At 72.6% G+C, this 20,012-nt stretch carries 17 protein-coding genes; 7 read left to right on the top strand and 10 right to left on the bottom strand.

The genetic code is table 11. The annotated features are described in order from the left end of the window. The first annotated feature begins 10 nt into the window (after nt 1-10). Nucleotides 11-1,483: an NAD-dependent malic enzyme gene (locus tag O7618_RS16855; protein ID WP_278107049.1), complete on the top strand. Its 1,473-nt coding sequence runs from the start codon at nt 11-13 to the stop codon at nt 1,481-1,483. A 545-nt stretch (nt 1,484-2,028) separates the two neighbouring features. Here O7618_RS16855 and dapF read toward each other — a convergent pair. The 3 genes from dapF to O7618_RS16870 are packed head-to-tail and all read right to left on the bottom strand — an operon-like array spanning nt 2,029 to nt 4,519. Beyond that, the gene (gene dapF, locus O7618_RS16860; RefSeq protein ID WP_278107050.1) at nt 2,029-2,874 is read right to left on the bottom strand and encodes a diaminopimelate epimerase; all 846 of its coding nucleotides are present in this window, start codon (nt 2,872-2,874) and stop codon (nt 2,029-2,031) included. Nucleotides 2,875-2,882: 8 nt separating this feature from the next. Next, entirely contained in the window at nt 2,883-3,803 is a 921-nt protein-coding gene (miaA, locus tag O7618_RS16865; protein ID WP_278107051.1) for a tRNA (adenosine(37)-N6)-dimethylallyltransferase MiaA, read from the bottom strand. Beyond that, on the bottom strand, nt 3,800-4,519 hold the full coding sequence (locus O7618_RS16870) for a hypothetical protein (RefSeq protein WP_278107052.1): 720 nt from the start codon (nt 4,517-4,519) through the stop codon (nt 3,800-3,802). Before O7618_RS16870 ends, miaA begins: the two co-directional genes overlap by 4 nt. Nucleotides 4,520-4,720: 201 nt before the next feature. Between O7618_RS16870 and O7618_RS16875 the strand changes: the two genes are divergently transcribed. Both O7618_RS16875 and O7618_RS16880 read left to right on the top strand, forming a co-directional pair. Further along, nucleotides 4,721-5,929, top strand: coding sequence for a DUF349 domain-containing protein (locus tag O7618_RS16875; protein WP_278107053.1), 1,209 nt, complete (start codon nt 4,721-4,723; stop codon nt 5,927-5,929). A gap of 412 nt (nt 5,930-6,341) precedes the next feature. Then, nucleotides 6,342-7,979, top strand: coding sequence for a cellulase family glycosylhydrolase (locus tag O7618_RS16880; RefSeq protein WP_278107054.1), 1,638 nt, complete (start codon nt 6,342-6,344; stop codon nt 7,977-7,979). Nucleotides 7,980-8,075: 96 nt separating this feature from the next. Here the strand turns inward: O7618_RS16880 and miaB are convergent, their stop codons facing one another. The 3 genes from miaB to selD form a co-directional block, all read right to left on the bottom strand. Continuing rightward, nucleotides 8,076-9,578, bottom strand: coding sequence for a tRNA (N6-isopentenyl adenosine(37)-C2)-methylthiotransferase MiaB (miaB, locus tag O7618_RS16885; protein WP_278107055.1), 1,503 nt, complete (start codon nt 9,576-9,578; stop codon nt 8,076-8,078). Between the two features lie 52 nt (nt 9,579-9,630). Beyond that, the gene (locus tag O7618_RS16890; protein ID WP_278107056.1) at nt 9,631-10,110 is read right to left on the bottom strand and encodes a hypothetical protein; all 480 of its coding nucleotides are present in this window, start codon (nt 10,108-10,110) and stop codon (nt 9,631-9,633) included. Between the two features lie 203 nt (nt 10,111-10,313). Beyond that, a complete protein-coding gene (selD, locus tag O7618_RS16895; RefSeq protein ID WP_278107057.1) occupies nt 10,314-11,303 on the bottom strand; it encodes a selenide, water dikinase SelD in 990 nt (329 codons plus the stop codon). Nucleotides 11,304-11,500: 197 nt separating this feature from the next. On the opposite strand from selD, the gene O7618_RS16900 reads away from it, so the two are divergent. The 4 genes from O7618_RS16900 to O7618_RS16915 are packed head-to-tail and all read left to right on the top strand — an operon-like array spanning nt 11,501 to nt 14,896. Next, nucleotides 11,501-12,256, top strand: coding sequence for an amino acid ABC transporter ATP-binding protein (locus O7618_RS16900; RefSeq protein WP_278107058.1), 756 nt, complete (start codon nt 11,501-11,503; stop codon nt 12,254-12,256). Nucleotides 12,257-12,308: 52 nt separating this feature from the next. After that, complete coding sequence (locus tag O7618_RS16905) at nt 12,309-13,187, top strand: glutamate ABC transporter substrate-binding protein (RefSeq protein ID WP_278107059.1); 879 nt, start codon at nt 12,309-12,311, stop codon at nt 13,185-13,187. A gap of 36 nt (nt 13,188-13,223) precedes the next feature. Next, nucleotides 13,224-13,931, top strand: coding sequence for an amino acid ABC transporter permease (locus tag O7618_RS16910; protein WP_278107060.1), 708 nt, complete (start codon nt 13,224-13,226; stop codon nt 13,929-13,931). Continuing rightward, nucleotides 13,928-14,896, top strand: coding sequence for an amino acid ABC transporter permease (locus O7618_RS16915; RefSeq protein ID WP_278107061.1), 969 nt, complete (start codon nt 13,928-13,930; stop codon nt 14,894-14,896). Before O7618_RS16910 ends, O7618_RS16915 begins: the two co-directional genes overlap by 4 nt. Before the next feature lie 59 nt (nt 14,897-14,955). On the opposite strand, the gene rny is transcribed toward O7618_RS16915, so the two are convergent. From rny to recA, 4 genes are all read right to left on the bottom strand, one after another. Then, nucleotides 14,956-16,722, bottom strand: a complete 1,767-nt coding sequence (gene rny / locus O7618_RS16920; RefSeq protein WP_278107062.1) for a ribonuclease Y — start codon at nt 16,720-16,722, stop codon at nt 14,956-14,958. 733 nt (nt 16,723-17,455) lie between these two features. After that, on the bottom strand, nt 17,456-18,160 hold the full coding sequence (locus tag O7618_RS16925) for a 3-keto-5-aminohexanoate cleavage protein (RefSeq protein WP_278107063.1): 705 nt from the start codon (nt 18,158-18,160) through the stop codon (nt 17,456-17,458). Between the two features lie 44 nt (nt 18,161-18,204). After that, nucleotides 18,205-18,897, bottom strand: a complete 693-nt coding sequence (locus O7618_RS16930) for a regulatory protein RecX (protein WP_278107064.1) — start codon at nt 18,895-18,897, stop codon at nt 18,205-18,207. Between the two features lie 11 nt (nt 18,898-18,908). Continuing rightward, on the bottom strand, nt 18,909-19,958 hold the full coding sequence (gene recA / locus O7618_RS16935; RefSeq protein ID WP_278107065.1) for a recombinase RecA: 1,050 nt from the start codon (nt 19,956-19,958) through the stop codon (nt 18,909-18,911). Nucleotides 19,959-20,012: the final 54 nt, after the last annotated feature.

Raw genomic sequence — 20,012 nt, forward strand, 5'->3', positions numbered from 1 at the left:
GTGTTTTCGCGTGGCCATCACCCGACTGCCGAGTGCCGGATTCTCGATCACGATCCGGATCGCGGTACCCGCGGACGCCTCCTCCATCGGCCGGTTGACCACCGCGGCGGGCGAGGCCGGCGCCATCGTCACCGCGCTGGACGTGGTCGACTCCGACCCGACCAACGTGATCGTCGACCTGACCTGCGACACCGCCGACGCCGGCCACGCCGACCAGGTCGTCGACGCGCTCACCGGTCTCGACGGGGTGGACGTGCGCAAGGTCTCCGACCGGACGTTCCTGCTGCACCTCGGCGGCAAGATCGAGGTCACCCCGAAGGTCGCGCTGCGCACCCGCGACGAGCTGTCCCGCGCGTACACCCCGGGGGTGGCCCGGGTCTGCCAGGCGATCGCCGACAACCCGGCCGACGCCCGCCGGCTCACCATCAAGCGCAACACGGTGGCCGTGGTCAGCGACGGCTCGGCGGTGCTCGGCCTGGGCAACCTCGGGCCGGCCGCCTCGCTCCCGGTGATGGAGGGCAAGGCCGCGCTGTTCAAGCGCTTCGGCGGGGTGGACGCCTGGCCGGTGGTGCTGGACACCCAGGACACCGACGAGATCGTGTCGATCGTCAAGGCCATCGCCCCGGCGTACGGCGGGATCAACCTGGAGGACATCGCCGCGCCGCGCTGCTTCGAGATCGAGGCCCGGCTGCGCGAGGCGCTGGACATCCCGGTCTTCCACGACGACCAGCACGGCACCGCGATCTGCGTGCTGGCCGCGCTCACCAACGCGCTGCGCGTCGTGGGCAAGCAGCTCACGGACGTCCGGGTCGTGGTCTCCGGCGCCGGCGCGGCCGGCACCGCGATCATGAAGCTGCTGCTGCGCCAGGGCGTGGGCGACATCATCGCGTACGACCGGCAGGGCGCCCTGCACCGCGGGCTGCCCGACCTCAACCCGGCCTGGCAGTGGCTGGCCGAGAACACCAACAGGGAGAACTACGCCGGCGACCTGGCCGGCGCGGTGCGCGGCGCGGACGTGTTCATCGGGGTGAGCGCGCCCAACCTGCTCACCGGCGAGGACGTCGCCGCGATGGCGAAGGACGCGATCGTCTTCGCGCTGGCCAACCCGGACCCGGAGGTGGACCCGCGGGAGGCGCGCAAGCACGCCGCCGTCGTGGCCACCGGCCGCTCGGACCAGCCGAACCAGATCAACAACGTGCTCGCCTTCCCGGGCGTGTTCCGCGGCATGCTCGACGCGCACGCCGAGGAGTTCACCGAGGAGATGGCGATCGCGGCGGCCCGGGCCATCGCCGACGTGGTCGGCGAGGAGAAGATCAACCCGACGGTGATCGTGCCGAGCGTCTTCGACTCGCGGGTCGCGCCCGCGGTGGCCGCCGCAGTGCGCGCCGCCGCGCAGAACCCGGCCGTCACGCCGCCGCCGGCCGCCGACCCGGGCCCCGCCGACCTCCCCGAGATCGCCGCCAACGCCAGCGCCACCCCCTGAGGCCCGCTTCCCTCGGCGGCCGGGCCTCCCGCCGCGCGGACCGACCGCGCGGCCCGGCGTCCCGACCCACGCGGTCCAGCTCCCCGACCCACGCGGGTCCAGCGTCCCCGACCCACGCGGTCGACCTCCGACCCGCGACGGGCACCCGCCCGAACCCGCCGCCCGGATCTGCCGGCGGAACCTGCCGGCGGAACCTGCCGGCCAGGTCCGCCGGCCGAGTCTGTCGCCCCGAACCCGGCCCCGCGGATCGGCTGATCTGGACACCGCCGGGCCAGCCGCACCGCGGAGGGCGGGGTCGACCTCGACGCCGCCCGCGGCAACGGGGCTCACGACACGCCAGGCCGGGCAGAAGTCCGAGGCACCCTCGGCGTGTGCACCCTCGGCATGTCGGTTCGGGAAAGAAGAATCAACCTGAAAGCGGTATGCCTCTCCGTCATAAATATGACCGAGAGGCATACCACCCAAAAGTGAACATCAATCGGGGCGGTGTCACGCTGCGTCGTCATCCGCAGCGCCGCAGTGTCGCGCCCCGCCGCTGCCGCGCGTCAGCGGCGCAGGGCGCCGCGGGTGAGGGTTCCGGTGGCCACCAGCACGGCGGGGCCGGACAGCCAGCACGAGTCGGCCGTGACCGTGACCGTGAGGCGACCGCCGGGGACATCCACCGCCACGACGCCGGTCTCCCGGCCGGCATCCCGCAGGGCCACCGCCGCCACCGCGCAGGCCCCGGTGCCGCAGGACAGCGTCTCGGCCGAGCCCCGCTCGTAGACCCGCATCAGCACGTGCGCGTCGGTGCCGTCGACCGGCTCGCCCGGCGTGGTGAACTCGACGTTCACCCCGGTCGGGAAGACCGAGGCGTCCACCTCGGGCGCGCGGGTGAGGTCCAGGCCGGCCAACTCCAGCGCGGCGGGCAGCGCGCACACCAGGTGCGGGTTGCCGACGTCCACCCCCGCGCCGGTAAGGGTCAGCCCGCCCAGGGAGGCGGTGGCGGCCTCGTGGAAGCGGGGGCGGCGCATCTCGACCGCCACGTCCGGGCCCTCGACACGGGCCCGCACCACACCGGCTCGGGTGGCCACCGGCAGCGTCCCGCCCGACGGGGTGGCCAGCCCGGACTCCAGCAGGTAGCGCACGAACACCCGGACGCCGTTGCCGCACATCTCGGCGAACGAGCCGTCGGAGTTCCAGTAGTCCATGAACCACCCGGCCTCGCCGGCCAGCGCGACGCCGTCGGGATGCTTCGCGGCGCGCACCACCCGCAGCACGCCGTCGCCGCCGAGCCCGCGCCGCCGGTCGCAGAGCGCGGCGACCAGGCCGGGTGTCAGATCGAGCGTGCCGTCCGGGTCGGGCAGGACGACGAAGTCGTTGCCGGTGCCGTGCCCCTTGGTGAACTCCACGCTCCCCATCATCCCCGATCCCCGGCGACCGCTCGCAGGGCCGTGTCGACGAGGCCCGAGGCGGCGGAGTCGAGCCAACGCACCCGTCGGTCGCGCCGGAACCACGAACGCTGCCGGCGGACGAAGCGCCGGGTCGCCCGGATCGTCTCCTCGTACGCCTCGGTTTCGGTCAGCTCGCCGGCCAGGAAGCGCAGCACCTGGTGGTAACCGAGCGCCCGGCTGGCGGTCCGCCCGGCGGGCAGCCCCGCACCGACCAGCGTCCGCACCTCGTCGACCAGGCCGTCGGCCCACATCCGGTCGACCCGCAGCGCGATCCACTCGTCCAGCCGGGCGGTTTCCAGGTCGACCCCGAGCTGCACGGACGGGTAGTAGGGCGTGGGCGCCGGCAGCGACGCGGTGAACGGCGCGCCGGTCAGCTCGATCACCTCCAGCGCCCGGACGATCCGCCGGCCGTTGCTGGGCAGGATGCCGGCCGCCGCCTCCGGGTCCGCCTCGGCCAGGCGGGCGTGCAGCGGGGCCGGACCCACCTCGGCCAGCTCCGCCTCCAGCCGTTCCCGCAGCGCCGGGTCGGTGCCGGGGAACTCGAACTGCTCCAGCACCGCCCGCACGTAGAGCCCGGAACCGCCGACCAGCAGCGGCACCCGCCCCCGGGCCAGGATGTCGTCGACCGCCGCGCGGGCCAGCTTCTGGTATTCCGCCACGCTGGCCGGCTCGGTCACCGGCCAGATGTCCAGCAGGTGGTGCGGAACGCCGGCGCGCTCGGCCGGGGTCAGCTTGGCGGTGCCGACGTCCATGCCCCGGTAGAGCTGCATCGAGTCGGCGTTGACCACCTCGCCGTCGAGCGCGTGCGCGAGCGCGATGCTCAACGCCGACTTCCCAGCCGCGGTCGGCCCGACCACCGCGACGACCGCGCCACCCGTCCCGCTCACACCCGCTCCCAGTTGGCCACGAAGTAGGCGACGCCGTAGGGCGCCCGGTGGTAGCCCAGCTCGCCGCGCCAGTCGCCGCCCGCCGCGTCGACCGCGCCGGCCAGCACCTGCCAGGCGGCCCGCCCGGCGACGCGCAGCTCGGCCGAGAGCACCGGGTCCAGGCCGCGCAGGGCGTCGGCGTCCGCGCCGGCCAGGGCCGTGGCGACCCCCTCGTCGTACGCCTCGGCGCGCGGGTCGTGGTAGCCGGGCGCGGTGACGCCCCGGCAGGCCGAGCCGTCGCCGAGCACCAGCAGCGCGCACCGGGGGTCGCCGTCCGGGACCAGCGTCGCGCCCAGCGCGACCGCCTCGGCCACGGTGGCGTCGGCGGCGACCGACCAGGCCAGCCGGGGCAGCTCGGTGCCGGACCGGTTCACCAGCCAGGCCCCGATGGTGAGGCTCAGCGGAAGCCCGTCGACGCCCGAGCAGTTGACCCTCCAGAGCCGGACGAACCGGTCCAGCCCGAACGGGCGCAACGACCCGTGGTCGGCCGTGCCGTGACGTTCCGTTCCGGGACCCGCGCCGAGCAGCACGATCACCTCGGGCCCGGCGGCGAGCAGCCGGGCGACCGCGGCGTCGGCGGCGGCGCGCAGGTCGTCCAGCTCGGGCGCGGCGGCACCGGCCAGCTCGGGCACGAGCAGGGGCGGGTGGGGGCAGACGGCGGCGGCGACCAGGGGCACGGCTCCAACCTATCGTCGCCGCCCGGTGCGTCCCCGCGCCGATCCGGTCATCGAGGGCGTACGACACCGTATGGTCACGGTCGACGACAGGCGCTCGACACGGACGGGGGCGGACCTGTGACAATGCCGGGAGAAAGTTTGCTGCGCCGTGGCGGCGACCGGGGGCCGGTCCCTCGACGCCGGGAGAACGAGGATGGGCACATGAGCGACTGGACTGCCTTCGGACGGGTGGACGAGGACGGCACCGTCTACGTCAAGACCGCCGAGGGCGAGCGGGTGGTCGGATCCTGGCAGGCGGGCGCCCCGGAGGAAGGGCTCGCCCACTTCGCCCGGCGCTTCTCCGACCTGGTGACGGAGGTCGACCTGACCGAGGCCCGGCTCAACTCGGGCGCGGCGGACGCCGCCGGCTCGCTGACCACCATCCGCCGGATCCGGGCGTCGCTGCCCGAGGCGCACGTGGTCGGCGACATCGACGCTCTGGCCGCCCGGCTGGACAAGCTGGCCACGGTCGCCGAGGAGAAGGCCGGCGAGGCCAAGGCGGCCCGCGAGGCCGCCCGGGGCGAGGCGCTGGCCCGCAAGACCGCCCTGGTCGAGGAGGCCGAGAAGCTGGCCGCCGAGTCGACCGGCTGGAAGACCGCCGGCGACCGGCTCAAGGAGATCCTCGACGAGTGGAAGACCATCCGCGGCGTCGACAAGAAGTCCGACGGTGAGCTGTGGAAGCGGTTCGCCGCCGCGCGCGACGGCTTCACCCGCCGCCGGGGCGCCCACTTCGCCTCCCTCGACCAGCAGCGCAAGCAGGCGCAGACGGTCAAGGAGGAGCTGGTCGCCGAGGCCGAGAAGCTCAAGGAGTCGACCGACTGGGGCGTCACCGCCGGCCAGCTCAAGGACCTGATGGCCCAGTGGAAGGCCGCGCCGCGTGCCGCCAAGGAGGCCGAGCAGAAGCTCTGGGAACGGTTCCGGGCCGCCCAGGACGAGTTCTTCACCAGGCGCAGCGAGGTCTTCTCGGCGCGGGACAACGAGCAGCGGGGCAACCTGGAGCGCAAGCAGGCGCTGCTGGCCGAGGCCGAGGCGCTCGACGTCGACGGCGACCCGAAGGGCGCCCAGGCCAAGCTGCGGGAGATCCAGGCCCAGTGGCACGAGGCCGGCCGGGTGCCGCGCGAGGCGGCCGCCGGTCTGGAGCGGCGGCTGCGGGCCGTGGACGAGAAGGTCCGTGAGGTGATGGACTCGGCGTGGCGGCGCACCTCCAAGGAGGACAACCCGCTGCTGGCGCAGATGCGCGCCCAGGTCGCCGAGGCCGAGGACCGGCTGGCCCGGGCCCAGGCCGCCGGCGACGCCCGCCGGATCAAGGAGGCCGAGTCGGCGCTCGCCTCGAAGCGGCAGTTCCTCCAGCTCGCCGAGCAGGCTGGCTGACGCACGCACGACGGAGCCCCCGGGTCGCCCGACCCGGGGGCTCCCGCGCGTCCCGGCGCCGGCCAGCCCGGACACGCCCGCCGGCCGCGCGAGCCCGTGCCGACCCGACCGCGCAGGCCGGCGGCCGGAGCCGGGCGACCGGCACGGGGCGACCGGAGCCGGGCGACCGGCACGGGTTGACGCATCGAGGTGGGCTGATCAGAATGAGCGGCGGAGCCAGGTTCCGACACCGGCGCGAGGGCGTCGACGGCTGATCACCGCCGTCGAGGGTCGCCGGTGCCTCCCCGCTGGGTGGCCGTCCACGTCACGGCCCGGTGGACGCTGTCCGCGTACTCGATGACGAGCGTGCCGTGCCTCCTGGTCCTGCCGCCCGCGGCGCTCGCGCGGCGCGGGCATCCGAAGTGGAGCTTCCATGCACCGACGCACCGCCCTCGGCGGCGCCCTGACGGCGCTCGCCACCGCCGCCGCCGGCATCCTGGTCGCCGCGGCCGTCAGCACCACCCCGGCCGCCGCGGCGGCCGGCGGCACCGGAACCGGCTACCTGCACACCAGCGGCAACAAGATCGTCGACAGCACGGGCGCGACCGTCCGGCTCACCGGCATCAACTGGTTCGGCATGGAGACCGACAACAAGACGTTCCACGGCCTGTGGTCGAGCAACCCGTGGCGCGGGCAACTCGACACCATGGCGCGGCTGGGCTACAACACGCTGCGCATCCCCTACTCGAACGACGCGATCAAGCCCGGCGCCACGGCGACCGGGATCAACGACTTCGTCAACCCGGACCTGATCGGGCTCTCCCCGCTGCAGATCCTGGACAAGGTCATCGACTACGCGGGCAGCAAGGGGATGCGGGTCATCCTGGACCGGCACCGGCCGACCTCGGCCGGGCAGTCGCCGCTCTGGTACACCTCGGGGGTTTCCGAGGCGACCTGGATCAACGACTGGAAGACGATGGCCCAGCGGTACGCCAACAACCCCACCGTGATCGGCGCGGACCTGCACAACGAGCCGCACGCCGAGGGCACCAACCCGGCCGCCACCGGCGCCTGCTGGGGCTGTGGCGACACCGCCCGCGACTGGCGGCTCGCCGCCGAGCGGGCCGGCAACGCCATCCTCGGCGTGCAGCCCAACTGGCTGATCTTCGTGGAGGGGGTGAGCTGCCCGAGCGGCGGCCTGTCGAACGTCTGGGACAACGACCCCAGCAACGACGAGGACTGCGGCTGGTGGGGCGGCAACCTCTCCAAGGCCGGGCAGTTCCCGGTCCGGCTGAACGTGGCCAACCGGCTGGTCTACTCGCCGCACGAGTACGCCACCTCGGTCTACCGGCAGGCCTGGTTCGACGACCCGAGCTACCCGGCGAACATGCCGGCGATCTGGGACAAATACTGGGGTTACCTCTACAAGCAGAACATCGCGCCGATCATGATGGGCGAGTTCGGCACCACGCTCCAGGACCCGAAGGACAAGGTCTGGCTGGAGAACCTGATGGCCTACACCGGCACCGGGGTCAACGGCATGTCGTTCACCTACTGGTCGTGGAACCCCAACTCGGGTGACACCGGCGGCATCGCCAACGACGACTGGACCACCGTCAACCAGGCCAAGCAGGCCATCCTCCAGCCCTACCTGATCCCGCCGACCGGTGGCGGCAACCCGAACCCGACGCCGACCGGCACCGGCTCCCCCACGCCGAACCCGACCACGCCCGGCCCGACGCCGACCACGCCGGCACCGAGCGGCGGGTGCACCGCCAGCTACAAGCAGGTCAACGCCTGGGCCGGTGGCTTCCAGGGCGAACTGACCGTGAAGAACACCGGCTCGGGCGCGGTGAATCCGTGGTCGGTCACCTGGACCTGGCCGTCCGGGGTGACGCTGGCCAGCGGCTGGAACGCCACCGTCACGCAGTCCGGCACCACGGTCACGGCGGCGGCGCCGGGCTGGTCGCCGTCGCTGGCGGCGGGAGCGTCGGTCACCGTCGGCTTCACCGCCAACGGCACCGCCGCGAACCCCGCCGGCGTCAAGCTCAACAGCGCCGCCTGCGGGTAAGGAGGGGCCCCCTCTTAACGCATTCGGTAGAGGAGGGGCCCCCTGTTAACACCGGGTGTTAACAGGGGGCCCCTCCTTCTGTCGAGGCGGTGCGGGTCAGCGGACGGCGCAACCGCCGGTGGTGGGGGCGGGCGGCACGGCCGGCGCGCCGATCGTCGGCAACCCGAGCAGCACCCCGGGGGTACGGGGGGCGCGCCCCGCCTCGGCGGAGTCGCCGGCCCGGGTGCGCCGGTGCGCCAGCGGCGCCCCGTCGGCGTTGAGGTGGTGCGGGGCCGCGTAGGTGACGGCGGTGTGCACGATGTCGCCGGGACGGATCCGCCCGGCCAACTCGCCGGTGGCGAAGTGCACGAGCCGGCCGTCGCGGGCCCGCCCGGACATCCGGCCGGTGCGCTCGTCCTTGCGTCCCTCGCCGACGGCGACCAGCACCTCGACCGTCTCGCCCACCAGCTTGCGGTTCTCCGCCCAGGTGATCTCCTCGACGCAGGCGACCAGCCGTTCGTAGCGCTCCTGCACGACAGCCTTGGGCAGTTGACCGTCCATGGTGGCGGCCGGGGTGCCGGGGCGCTTCGAGTATTGGAAGGTGAACGCCGAGGAGAACCGGGCCTCCCGGACCACGTCGAGGGTGCGGGCGAAGTCGGCTTCGGTCTCGCCGGGGAAGCCGACGATGATGTCGGTGGTGATCGCCGCGTCCGGCATCGCCGCCCGGACCTTGGAGATGATGCCGAGGTACTTCTCCGACCGGTACGAGCGACGCATCGCGCGCAGCACGTCGTCGGAGCCGGACTGCAACGGCATGTGCAGCGAGTGGCAGACGTTCGGCGTCTCGGCCATCGCCTCGATCACGTCGTCGGTGAAGTCCTTCGGGTGCGGGCTGGTGAACCGGACGCGCTCCAGCCCGTCGATGTCGCCGCAGGCCCGCAGCAGCTTGCCGAACGCGTAACGGTCGCCGAACTCCACGCCGTAGGAGTTGACGTTCTGCCCGAGCAGCGTCACCTCCAGCACGCCCTCGTCGACCAGCGCGCGCACCTCGGAGAGCACGTCGCCGGGACGGCGGTCCTTCTCCTTGCCGCGCAGCGACGGCACGATGCAGAACGTGCAGGTGTTGTTGCAGCCGACCGAGATGGAGACCCAACCGGCGTACGTCGACTCGCGCCGGGTCGGCAGCGTGGACGGAAAGACCTCGAGCGATTCGAGGATCTCCACCTCGGCGGCGGCGTTGTGCCGCGCCCGGTCCAGCAACGCCGGCAGCGAGCCGATGTTGTGCGTGCCGAAGACCACGTCCACCCAGGGCGCCTTGCGGACGATCTCGCCGCGGTCCTTCTGGGCGAGGCAGCCACCGACGGCGATCTGCATGCCGGGGTGCTTCGCCTTCACCGGGCGCAGGTGACCCAGGTTGCCGTAGAGCCGGTTGTCGGCGTTCTCCCGGACCGCGCAGGTGTTGAACACCACCACGTCGGGCTGTTCGCCGGCTTCGGGGGCGCGCACGTATCCGGCGTCCTCGAGGAGGCCGGAGATGCGCTCGGAGTCGTGCACGTTCATCTGGCAGCCGTACGTGCGCACCTGGTAGGTGCGCGGGCTGCCCGCGGCTGCGGTAGTCATGACCCGGACAGCGTATCCGGGTGGGGCGGCGGGTGGTGAGGGGCGGACCCGGTCAGGCGGCGGCGAGCGCCGGCCCGACCGAGTCCGGCGCCCACCGCGAGCGGTGGCAGCGCGACCAGCCCCGGCAGCCGGGGTCGGCCTCGGTGCAGAGTCGTTGGCCGCTGAGCACCTCACCGTCGTCGGTCTCGACCACGTCGAAGTGCACCGGGCGGATCGTGCCGTCCGGGGCGACCAGCAGGTGCCGCCCGGCGTCGAGCGTGTCGTCGCGCATCAGGCAGTTGCGGCCCAGCACCCGGGCCAGCGCCGCGATCGCGGGCAGCTCGGCCAGGCGTTCGGGCACGCCGTAACAGTCGACCACGGTGCCGTACGCCCCGGGCGCCTCCCACACGTCGCAGACCACCGCGTACGCGGGGAGCCGGACCGGGTCGGCGACGGCGAGCGGCATCACCACCCGGCCGAGCGCCTCGGCCATCGCCGGGTAGACCTCCACCGGCGCGCCGCCGTCGATTCTCCAGTTCCACAGCTCGGTCATGCCGCCTCCTCGCTGCGCTCGTCCCACCGGCCTCCGGATCGGGCCTTACTGACGATGGTGGGGGGCATTTGACCTCGACCGGGGGCAAGTTACCGGTCTGTGACCATTCCGGGCAAAATTTCCCTGGGCGACGTTGCCCTGAGTAGCGGGAAGATGACAGTTTATCGGGTATCGTGCGCCGCCCGGCGACGTCACGCGGCGCGTCAGCGCAGCCGGATCAGGTGGTCGCTCGCCGGGAGCAGCTCGCCGATCACCGTGCCGCCGGGCACCTCGCCGGCGACCAGCAGCCCGCCCGACGTCTGCGCGTCGGCCAACAGCAGACGCTCGGACTCGTCGGCGCCGCCGGCGTCGGTCCACGGCGTCACCCACTCCAGGTTGCGCCGGGTGCCACCACTGACGTACCCGTCGCGCACCGCCTCCCGCGCGCCCGGCAGGTACGGCACCGCGGCGGTGTCGATCGCGACCGTGAGCCGGCTGGCCCGGGCCAGCTTCGAGGCGTGCCCGAGCAGCCCGAAACCGGTCACGTCGGTGCCGCACCGGATGCCGGCCTCGACCGCCGCGCGGGCCGCGTCCCGGTTGAGCCGGGCCATCGACTCGACCGCCGCAGCGAAGCGCTCACCGGTCTGCTTGTGCCGGGTGTTGAGCACGCCGACGCCGAGCGGCTTGGTCAGCGACAGCGGCAGCCCGGCCCGCCCGGCGTCCAGGGTGATCAGCTCCTCCGGGCGGACCACCCCGGTGACCGCCAGGCCGTACTTCGGGCCGTCATCGTCGACGCTGTGCCCGCCGGCCAGATGACAGCCGGCCGCCCGGGCCACGTCCTGCCCGCCACGCAGCACCTCGCGGGCCAGTTCCAGCGGCAGCACCTCGCGCGGCCAGCAGAGCAGGTTCAGCGCGACCAGCGGGGTGCCGCCCATCGCGTACACGTCGGAGAGCGCGTTGGCGGCGGCGATGCGACCCCAGTCGTAGGCGTCGTCGACCACCGGGGTGAAGAAGTCGGCCGTGGTCACCAGTCCGGTGCGCTCGTCCAACCGCACCACCGCGGCGTCGTCGCCGTTCTCCAGGCCGACCAGCAGGTCGGCGGTGCCGCCGCCGGGGCCGAGACCGGCGACCATCGCCTCCAGCTCGCCCGGCGGGATCTTGCAGGCGCATCCGCCGCCGCGGGCGTGGTCGGTCAGCCGGAACGTGTCGGACATCGCCTCATGATCTCCGCGACCGGACCTCACCGCCACTCGGACGCACCGGTCGGTGACGGAATTCGGACGCGCCGGCACGCCGGTGACCGGTGTTACCGCTCCGTGACCATCTGGGTTGCGTTCCGCCACATCGGGCCGCCTACAGTTGCCCAACCGGAGGTCGACCGACCCCGGTTCCGGCACGGACGACAGGGACGGTGGACGACGTGACGACGGGCGACCCGCTGATCGTGCTCGACGGGGTCAACAAGTGGTTCGGGCCGCTGCACGTGCTCGACGACGTGTCCCTCTCCGTCGGCCGGGGCGAGGTGGTCGTGGTGATCGGCCCGTCCGGCTCCGGCAAGTCGACGCTGTGCCGCGCCATCAACCGCCTGGAGCCGATCAACTCCGGCACCATCACGTTCGACGGGCAGCCGCTGCCGGCCGAGGGCAAGCCCCTGGCCAAGCTGCGCAGCGAGGTCGGCATGGTGTTCCAGTCGTTCAACCTCTTCGCGCACAAGACCATCCTGGAGAACGTCACCCTCGGTCCGGTCAAGGTCCGCAAGGAGAAGCCCGCCGCCGCCCGTGAGCGCGGCCTGGCCCTGCTCGACCGCGTCGGCATCGCCAACCAGGCGGACAAGTACCCGGCGCAGCTCTCCGGCGGCCAGCAGCAGCGGGTGGCGATCGCCCGCGCGCTCGCCATGCAGCCCAAGGCGATGCTCTTCGACGAGCCGACGAGCGCGCTCGACCCGGAGATGGTCGGCGAGGTGCTCGACGTGATGACCTCGCTGGCGCGCGACGGCATGACCATGGTCGTGGTCACGCACGAGATGGGCTTCGCCCGGCACGCCGCCAACCGGGTCGTCTTCATGGCCGACGGGCAACTGGTCGAGGACGCCCCGCCGGCCGAGTTCTTCGCGAACCCGCGCAGCGAGCGGGCCAAGGACTTCCTCTCCAAGATCCTCACGCACTGAGCGTCCGTAGTGGAGTCGTCCCCGGGCGGCTCCGTCGAAGAAGGAGATGTGTATGCGATACAAGCGCGTGGCCGCGGTCGCCGCGGCGGCGACTCTGGCGCTCGGCCTGGCCGCCTGCGGCGGCGACGGTGACGACGAGGGCACCGGCGCCGGCAGCAAGGACTTCGCCGCCGGCAGCACGATGGAGCGGCTGAACAAGGCCCAGAAGATCAAGGTCGGCACGAAGTTCGACCAGCCGGGCTTCGGCCAGAAGGGCCTGTCGGGCAAGCCGGAGGGCTTCGACGTCGAGGTCGCGAAGCTCATCGTGAAGGAACTCGGCATCCCCGAGGACAAGATCGAGTACGTCGAGACGCCGTCGAAGGTCCGCGAGGACGTGATCGTGAACGGCACCGTCGACCTGGTCGCGGCCACCTACACGATCAACGACAAGCGCAAGGAGCGCATCGCCTTCGCCGGCCCGTACTACGAGGCCGGCCAGAACATCATGGTGCGCAAGGACGAGACCGCCATCACCGGCCCGGACTCGTTCAAGGACGGCACCAAGAAGGTCTGCTCGGTCACCGGCTCCACCCCGGCCGAGGAGATCAAGAAGTACGTCAAGGACGTCGCCACCCAGCTGGTGCTCTTCGACACCTACGACAAGTGCCGCGACGCCCTGAAGGGCAAGCAGGTCGACGCCGTCACCACCGACAACGTCATCCTGCTCGGCTACATCGCCAAGGACGAGGAGTCCTTCAAGATGGCCGGCGACAACTTCACCAAGGAGCCCTACGGCATCGGTGTCAAGAAGGAGGACACCGACTTCCGTGACTTCATCAACGACACCCTGGAGAAGGCCTTCTCCGACGGTAGCTGGAAGAAGGCGTGGGACGAGACCGCCGGCAAGTTCGGCGCCACGCTGGGCGACGCGCCGACCGTCAACCGTTACTGATCCGTCCGATCCGGAGGGTGGGGAGGAAACCGACCCGTGAATGTGCTCATCGACAAGTTCGACGTCTTCGCGGGCGGGTTCTGGCTCACCCTCCAGATCTGCGTGCTCGCCGCGATCGGCGCCCTGATCCTGGGCGCCGTCGTGGCGGTGCTGCGCATCTCGCCGGTGCCGCCGCTGCGCGCCGTCGGCACCACCTACGTGAACATCTTCCGCAACATGCCGCTGACCGTGGTGCTCTTCTTCGCCGCGTTCGGCCTGCCGGCGCTCGGCTCGAACGCGAACTTCCTGCGGATCCCGGGGCTGGAGGCGATCTTCAGCCGCCTCGGCACGGACCTGCCCTACTTCCGCTTCGGGCTGATCGCCCTGGTCCTCTACACGGCGGCGTTCGTCTGCGAGGCGTTGCGCTCCGGCGTGAACGCGGTTCCGGCCGGCCAGGCCGAGGCGGCCCGGTCGCTGGGTCTCACGTTCGGCCAGAACCTGCGCCACGTGGTGCTGCCGCAGTCGTGGAAGGCGTCCGTGGTGCCGCTCGGCTCGGTCATCATCGCAATGATCAAGAACTCGGCCCTGGTCGGCTTCTTCGGCGTCGTGGGTGACCTCTCCCAGACCGCCGACCAGCTCACCTCCGCCGGTGGCTACGCCTTCATCCCGGTGGCGATCGGCATCTCCGTCGGCTATCTGATCATGACGGTGCCGCTCGGCGCCCTGCTGGACCGGATCGAGAAGCGACAGGCGGTGGCCCGATGAGCCGGCAGACCAGCGTCCTCTACGACGTACCCGGCCCGCGCCAGCGCCGGATCACGCTGATCAGCAGCCTGGTCGCTGTCGTGGTGGTGCTGGTGGGCGCGTACCTCCTGATCTACCGGCCGCTCGCGGACAAGGGCCAGCTCTCGATGGAGCTGTGGGGTCCGCTGATCGACCCGTCCAACGAGAACTTCTCCCAGGTCTGGGAGCGGCTCTGGGTCGGCCTGAAGAACACCCTGACCGCCGCCGCGCTGGCCATCGTCGCGTCGCTCGTCGTCGGCACTCTGATCGCCGTGCTGCGGATCCAGCTCAAGAGCCTGACCCGGCGGCGCTTCACCGGCCTGGCCACGCCGCTGTCCTACCTCCTGCGCGGGCTGAGCTGGACGCTGTCCGTGATCACCCGGATCTGCGTCGAGGTGTTCCGCGGCCTGCCGGTCGTCATCACCATCTTCTTCGTGGCACGCGGCTTCCCCGAGTTCGGCATCTCGTTCGACAACCTCTGGTATCTCGTCATCGGCCTGACCGTCTACAACGCGGTGGTCATCGCCGAGATCCTGCGCTCCGGCATGGAGGGGCTGCCCGGCGGCCAGGGCGAGGCCGCCGCCGCGATCGGGCTCTCCCCGTTCCAGAGCACCCGGCTGATCCTGCTGCCGCAGGCTTTCCGGATCATGCTGCCGGCGCTGATCAGCCAGCTCGTGGTGGTGCTCAAGGACACCTCGCTGGGCTTCATCATCAGCTACGAGGAGACGCTCAACATCGGCAAGCAGATCATCGGCGTGCTGGGCAACCCGATCCAGGTCTACACCGTGATCGCCGTGCTCTTCATCGCCATCAACTACACGCTGTCGAAGCTCGCGCAGTATGCCGAGCGCCGCCTCTCCCGGGGCCGCCGGACCACCGGCCCGGCGCCCACCCCGCCGCCCGCCGCGCTGGCCTCCCAGGCCGAGGGCGCTGGCGGCGCCGGCTGACCGACGAAGCGGGAAGGGCCGGCCGGAACGCATCCGGCCGGCCCTTTCGCGTACGTCCGTCAGCGGGCGATCTCGGTGACCCGGGACTCGCGCACCACAGTCACCCGGATCTGCCCCGGATAGGTCAGCTCCTCCTCGATCTGCTTCGCCACGTCCCGGGCCAACACCGCCGCACCGATGTCGTCCACGTCGTCCGGCTTCACCATCACCCGGATCTCCCGGCCGGCCTGCATGGCGAAGACCTTCTCCACGCCGAGCTTGCCGGCCGCGATCTCCTCGATCCGCTCCAGCCGCTTGACGTACGCCTCCAGGCTCTCCCGCCGGGCCCCGGGCCGCCCGCCCGAGCAGGCGTCCGACGCCTGGGTGAGGACCGCCTCGATGGTCTGCGGCGGCACCTCGTTGTGGTGCGCCTCGATGGCGTGCACCACGTCCTCGCTCTCGCCGTACTTGCGGGCCAGGTCGGCGCCGATGATGGCGTGGCTGCCCTCCACCTCGTGGGTGAGCGCCTTGCCGATGTCGTGCAGGAACGCGCAGCGCTTGATGGTCGGCACGTCCAGCCGCAGCTCGGCGGCCATGGTGCCGGCGATGTGCGCGGTCTCGACCAGGTGCTTGAGCACGTTCTGCCCGTACGACGTGCGGTAGCGCAACCGGCCCAGCAGGCTCACCAGCTCCGGGTGGATCTCGGTGATGCCCACCTCGACCAGGGCGTCCTCGGCGGCCCGGTGGCACAGCTCCTCCACCTCGTGGCGGGCCAGGTCGTAGACCTCCTCGATCCGGTGCGGGTGGATCCGGCCGTCCAGCACCAGCTTCTCCAGGGTGAGCCGGCCGACCTCCCGGCGGACCGGGTCGAAGCAGGAGAGCAGCACCGCCTCGGGGGTGTCGTCGATGATCAGGTTGACGCCGGTGACCGACTCGAAGGCGCGGATGTTGCGCCCCTCCCGGCCGATGATCCGGCCCTTCATCTCGTCGCCGGGCAGGTGCAGGACGCTGACCACGCTCTCCGCCGTCTGCTCGCTGGCCACCCGCTGGATGGCGTCCACCACGATGTGCCGGGCCCGCTGCTCGGCGGTGCCCCGCGCGTCGGACTCGATCTCCCGGACCAGCAGCGCGGCCTCCCGCTTCGCCTGTCCCTCGATCGACTCGACCAGCTCGGCACGGGCGGCGTCGGCGGTCAGCCCGGCCACCCGCTCCAGCTCGCGGCGGCGCTGCTCCTCCACCTGGGTCAGCTCCCGCTCGCGCTCGGCCAGCGCGGCCTCCCGGGCGGCGAGCGCGGCGGTGGCGGCGGTGAGCTGCCGCTCCCGCTCGGCCAGCCGCTCCACCTCCTCGGTGTGCAGCCGCTCCCGCTCGTCCATCCGGACGGCCCGCCGCTCGACCTCGGCGGCCTGTTCGCGGGTGGTGGCGGCGAGCACCGCCACCTCGCGCTCGCCGCTGCGCCGCGCGGTCGCCCGAAGCTGCTCGGCGTCCGCCTCGGCCTGCTTGTGCGCCCGTTCCAGCACGGTGTCCGCCTCGGCGCGGGCGTCGTCGAGCACCCGCCGTGCCTCGGCCCGGGCGGCCTTCGCCTCGGCCTTCGCGCCGGCCGCCTCCGCACGGGCCGCGGAGGCCGCCGACTTCGCCACGTCGATGGTGCTGTTCACCTCGTCGGCGGCGGTGCGCAGCGCGGCCAGGGACTGCTCCTGGCGGTCCTTCTCCGCGATGAAGGCCGGGTCCTCCGGCGCGGGGGCCAGGCTGAAGCGCTTGAGCGCCCGGACACCGAAGAGCACGGCGCCGATCACCACGGCGACGAGCAGCAGCACCACCACGAGGAGGACGACGTCGAAGGCGCTCATGCCGCCGCTCCGACCGGCGTCTCCCGACCGGACGGCACCGTGCCGACGCCCGGCGAGGAGCGACCGGGACCGTGTGGCAGACCGCCGGTGAACCTGTGCCGCCCCGCCATGGCCGCCTCCCCTGAACGTCGGCGCCGCAGGACACGCGCGAAGGGCACGCGCCTGCGGCTCTGGACGCCCGACCGGAGCGGCTGGCTGTGGACAGCTTTCCGTCGGCGGTGCCCCTCGTTGGGCACCGCCGGCGGCCGGTTGCAGTTGTCGGACGCGCCGGACCAGGTCCGGAACGACCGTCAAGGGCCGGTGAAGCTGGCCAAAGTGATGCTGTTCTGTTACGAGATCTATGTTGTGCGCTTAGCCTGCGCTGGTCGGGCAAAGTGAGCCTGTATGGCGAGGCTAGGTCGCGAGGGGCCGTTCGGTCAAGGAGTCATGATCAAACCACCCGGACGGAGAGAAGTTGACCGGTCACCCAGAGGTGAGAATATGCCGGACAGGCTTGGACAAACCTCGCCGGCCGTCATCGCAGCGTGACCTTTCCGGCCTGCTCAGGCACCCTGCCGTCGCACCGGCCCGGCACCGCGCCGGGCCGCCCGCCGTCCGCACCTCGATGATCCACTCCGTTTCGCCGACATGGTGGGATCCGACGGCCCGCGACCCCACCACTCCCCCGAGCTGGTGTCGATCACGCCGAAGGCGCGGCCGCCACTCGCCCCGAGGGTCGCCCGGGACGCCCCGGTCAACGTGCGCCCAGGGCTCGGGCCGCCGTGACCAGTGCCGCGTTGTCCGGCGCGGTGGTGCCGGCCGACAGCAGCAGCGTGTCCTCCAGGCCGATCCGGGTGTGCAGGCCACGGCGGACCGCCTCGGCGAGCACCGGCCAGGTCGCCGGGCCCTCGCCGTGCAGCAGCACCGGCGGACACCGGTCGGGCAGCGCGGCGAGGATCGCGGCCGCGTCGGCGAGCGCCACCTCGACCGACTCCGCCATGCACTCGACCAGGACCCGCCCGGTCGGCGTCGACCAGCGGCGCCACGCGTCGACCGCCGCCACCGTCCAGAGGCCGGCCTCGACCATCACGCCACGCTCGTGCAGGGCCGCGGCGACCGCCGCCGCGCCGGGTTCGTGGGCGTTGACGGAGGCGAAGTCGGGCAACACCGTCCAGGCGCGGACCGCGGCCACCCGCTCGGTTGGGTCGGCGACGATCCACGCGCCGGTGCTCACGCCGACCGGCAGGCCGGGACGCGCCGCGCGGACGGCGTCGACAACCGTCGCGACCACCGTCGGGGCGAGCGACTCGGCACCGCCGTCGTCACGCGGGTGCACGTGCACCGCCGCCACCCCGGCCCGCGCGCAGCGGACGGCGTCGGCCGCCAACTCGGCCGCGGTGAGCGGCACGGCCGGGTGCTCGTCCCGTCGCCGCCCACCGTTCAGGCACCCCTTCAGCATCGGGACGCACCCCTCCTCGACCAGGGTCGGTGGGCCGACACGGGTCAGTCGTGCCGGCGGGCGTCGAGGTCGTTCTCGGCGTCGGCCAGCGCGTCGGCGTCGATGTGCTCGGCGAACTCGGCCGCCTCGGCGCTCTGCGCGGCGAGCGCGTCCTTGACCGCGCTGATCGCCACGCCGGCCGGGTAGCCCTTGCGCGCCAGCATGCCGACCAGGCGCCGGAACACCGCGTCGGGCTCGCCGCGGGTGGTGCGCAGCTTGCGGTCCACCAGGGCGCGGGCCGTCTCGGCCTCGGTCTCCTCGTCGAGCCCGTCCAGGGCGGCGCCGGCCACCTCGCCGTCGACGCCCTTCTGGCGCAGCTCGTTGGCGAGCGCCCGGCGGGCCAGCCCGCGGCCGTTGTGCCGGCTGCTCACCCAGGCGCGGGCGAACGCGGCGTCGTCGACGATGCCCACCTCGTCGTAGCGGTCGAGCACCCGCTCGGCGGTCTCCTCGGAGATGCCCCGCCGGGCCAGCGCGCCGGCCAGCTCGGCCCGGGTGCGCGGCCGGGTGGCGAGCTGGCGCAGGCAGATCTCCCGGGCCAGCTCGGCCTCGTCGCGCGGCGGAGCCGGAGCCTCCCCTGGTTCGGGCTCCGCCGCGCGACCGCGACGCCCACGGCGGGGCTGGGGCGCGCCGGTGGTGTCACCCGCACGGGGTGGGCCGGCATCCCAGCCCCGCCCCGTGCGGGCACGTCGTCCTGCCACGGATCAGCGGATCAGAAGTCGACCGGCGGCAGCTCCGGGCCGCCGGCGGCGTCGCCCGTGCCGCCGGTGCCGACGCCGAGCTTCTCCAGGATCTTCTTCTCGATCTCGGCCGCGACGTCCGGGTTCTCCCGGAGGAACTCGCGGGCCTTCTCCTTGCCCTGGCCGAGCTGGTCGCCGTCGTAGGTGTACCAGGCGCCGGACTTACGGATGATCGCCTGCTCCACGCCCACGTCGATCAGGGAGCCCTCGCGGGAGATGCCCTTGCCGTACATGATGTCGAACTCGGCCTGCTTGAACGGCGCGGCGACCTTGTTCTTCACGACCTTGACCCGGGTGCGGTTGCCGACCACGTCGGTGCCGTCCTTCAGGCTCTCGATGCGGCGCACGTCGAGCCGGACCGAGGCGTAGAACTTGAGCGCCCGGCCACCGGTCGTGGTCTCCGGGCTGCCGAACATCACGCCGATCTTCTCGCGGAGCTGGTTGATGAAGATCGCCGTGGTGCCGGTGTTGTTGAGCACGCCGGTGATCTTCCGCAGCGCCTGGCTCATCAGCCGGGCCTGGAGGCCGACGTGGCTGTCGCCCATCTCGCCCTCGATCTCGGCGCGCGGCACGAGCGCGGCGACCGAGTCGATCACGATGATGTCGATCGCGCCGGAGCGCACCAGCATGTCGGTGATCTCCAGCGCCTGCTCGCCGGTGTCCGGCTGGGAGACCAGCAGGGCGTCGGTGTCGACGCCGAGCGCCTTGGCGTATTCCGGGTCGAGCGCGTGCTCCGCGTCGATGAACGCGGCGATGCCACCCGCCCGCTGGGCGTTGGCCACCGCGTGCAGGGCGACAGTGGTCTTACCGCTGGACTCCGGACCGTAGATCTCGACGACCCGGCCGCGGGGCAGACCGCCCACGCCGAGCGCCACGTCGAGCGCGATGGACCCGGTCGGCGTGACCGCCGTCTGGATGACGGGCCGCTCCCCCAGCCGCATCACCGAGCCCTTGCCGAACTGCTTGTCGATCTGAGCGAGAGCAAGGTCGAGCGCCTTCTCCCGGTCAGGACCTGCCGCCATCGTTGCCACCCCTGCCTTCGCCGGCGTCTTTCCTGAGCTTCGCGTCACGCGGGA

The organism is Micromonospora sp. WMMD980 (assembly GCF_029626035.1).
Lineage (GTDB): Bacteria > Actinomycetota > Actinomycetes > Mycobacteriales > Micromonosporaceae > Micromonospora.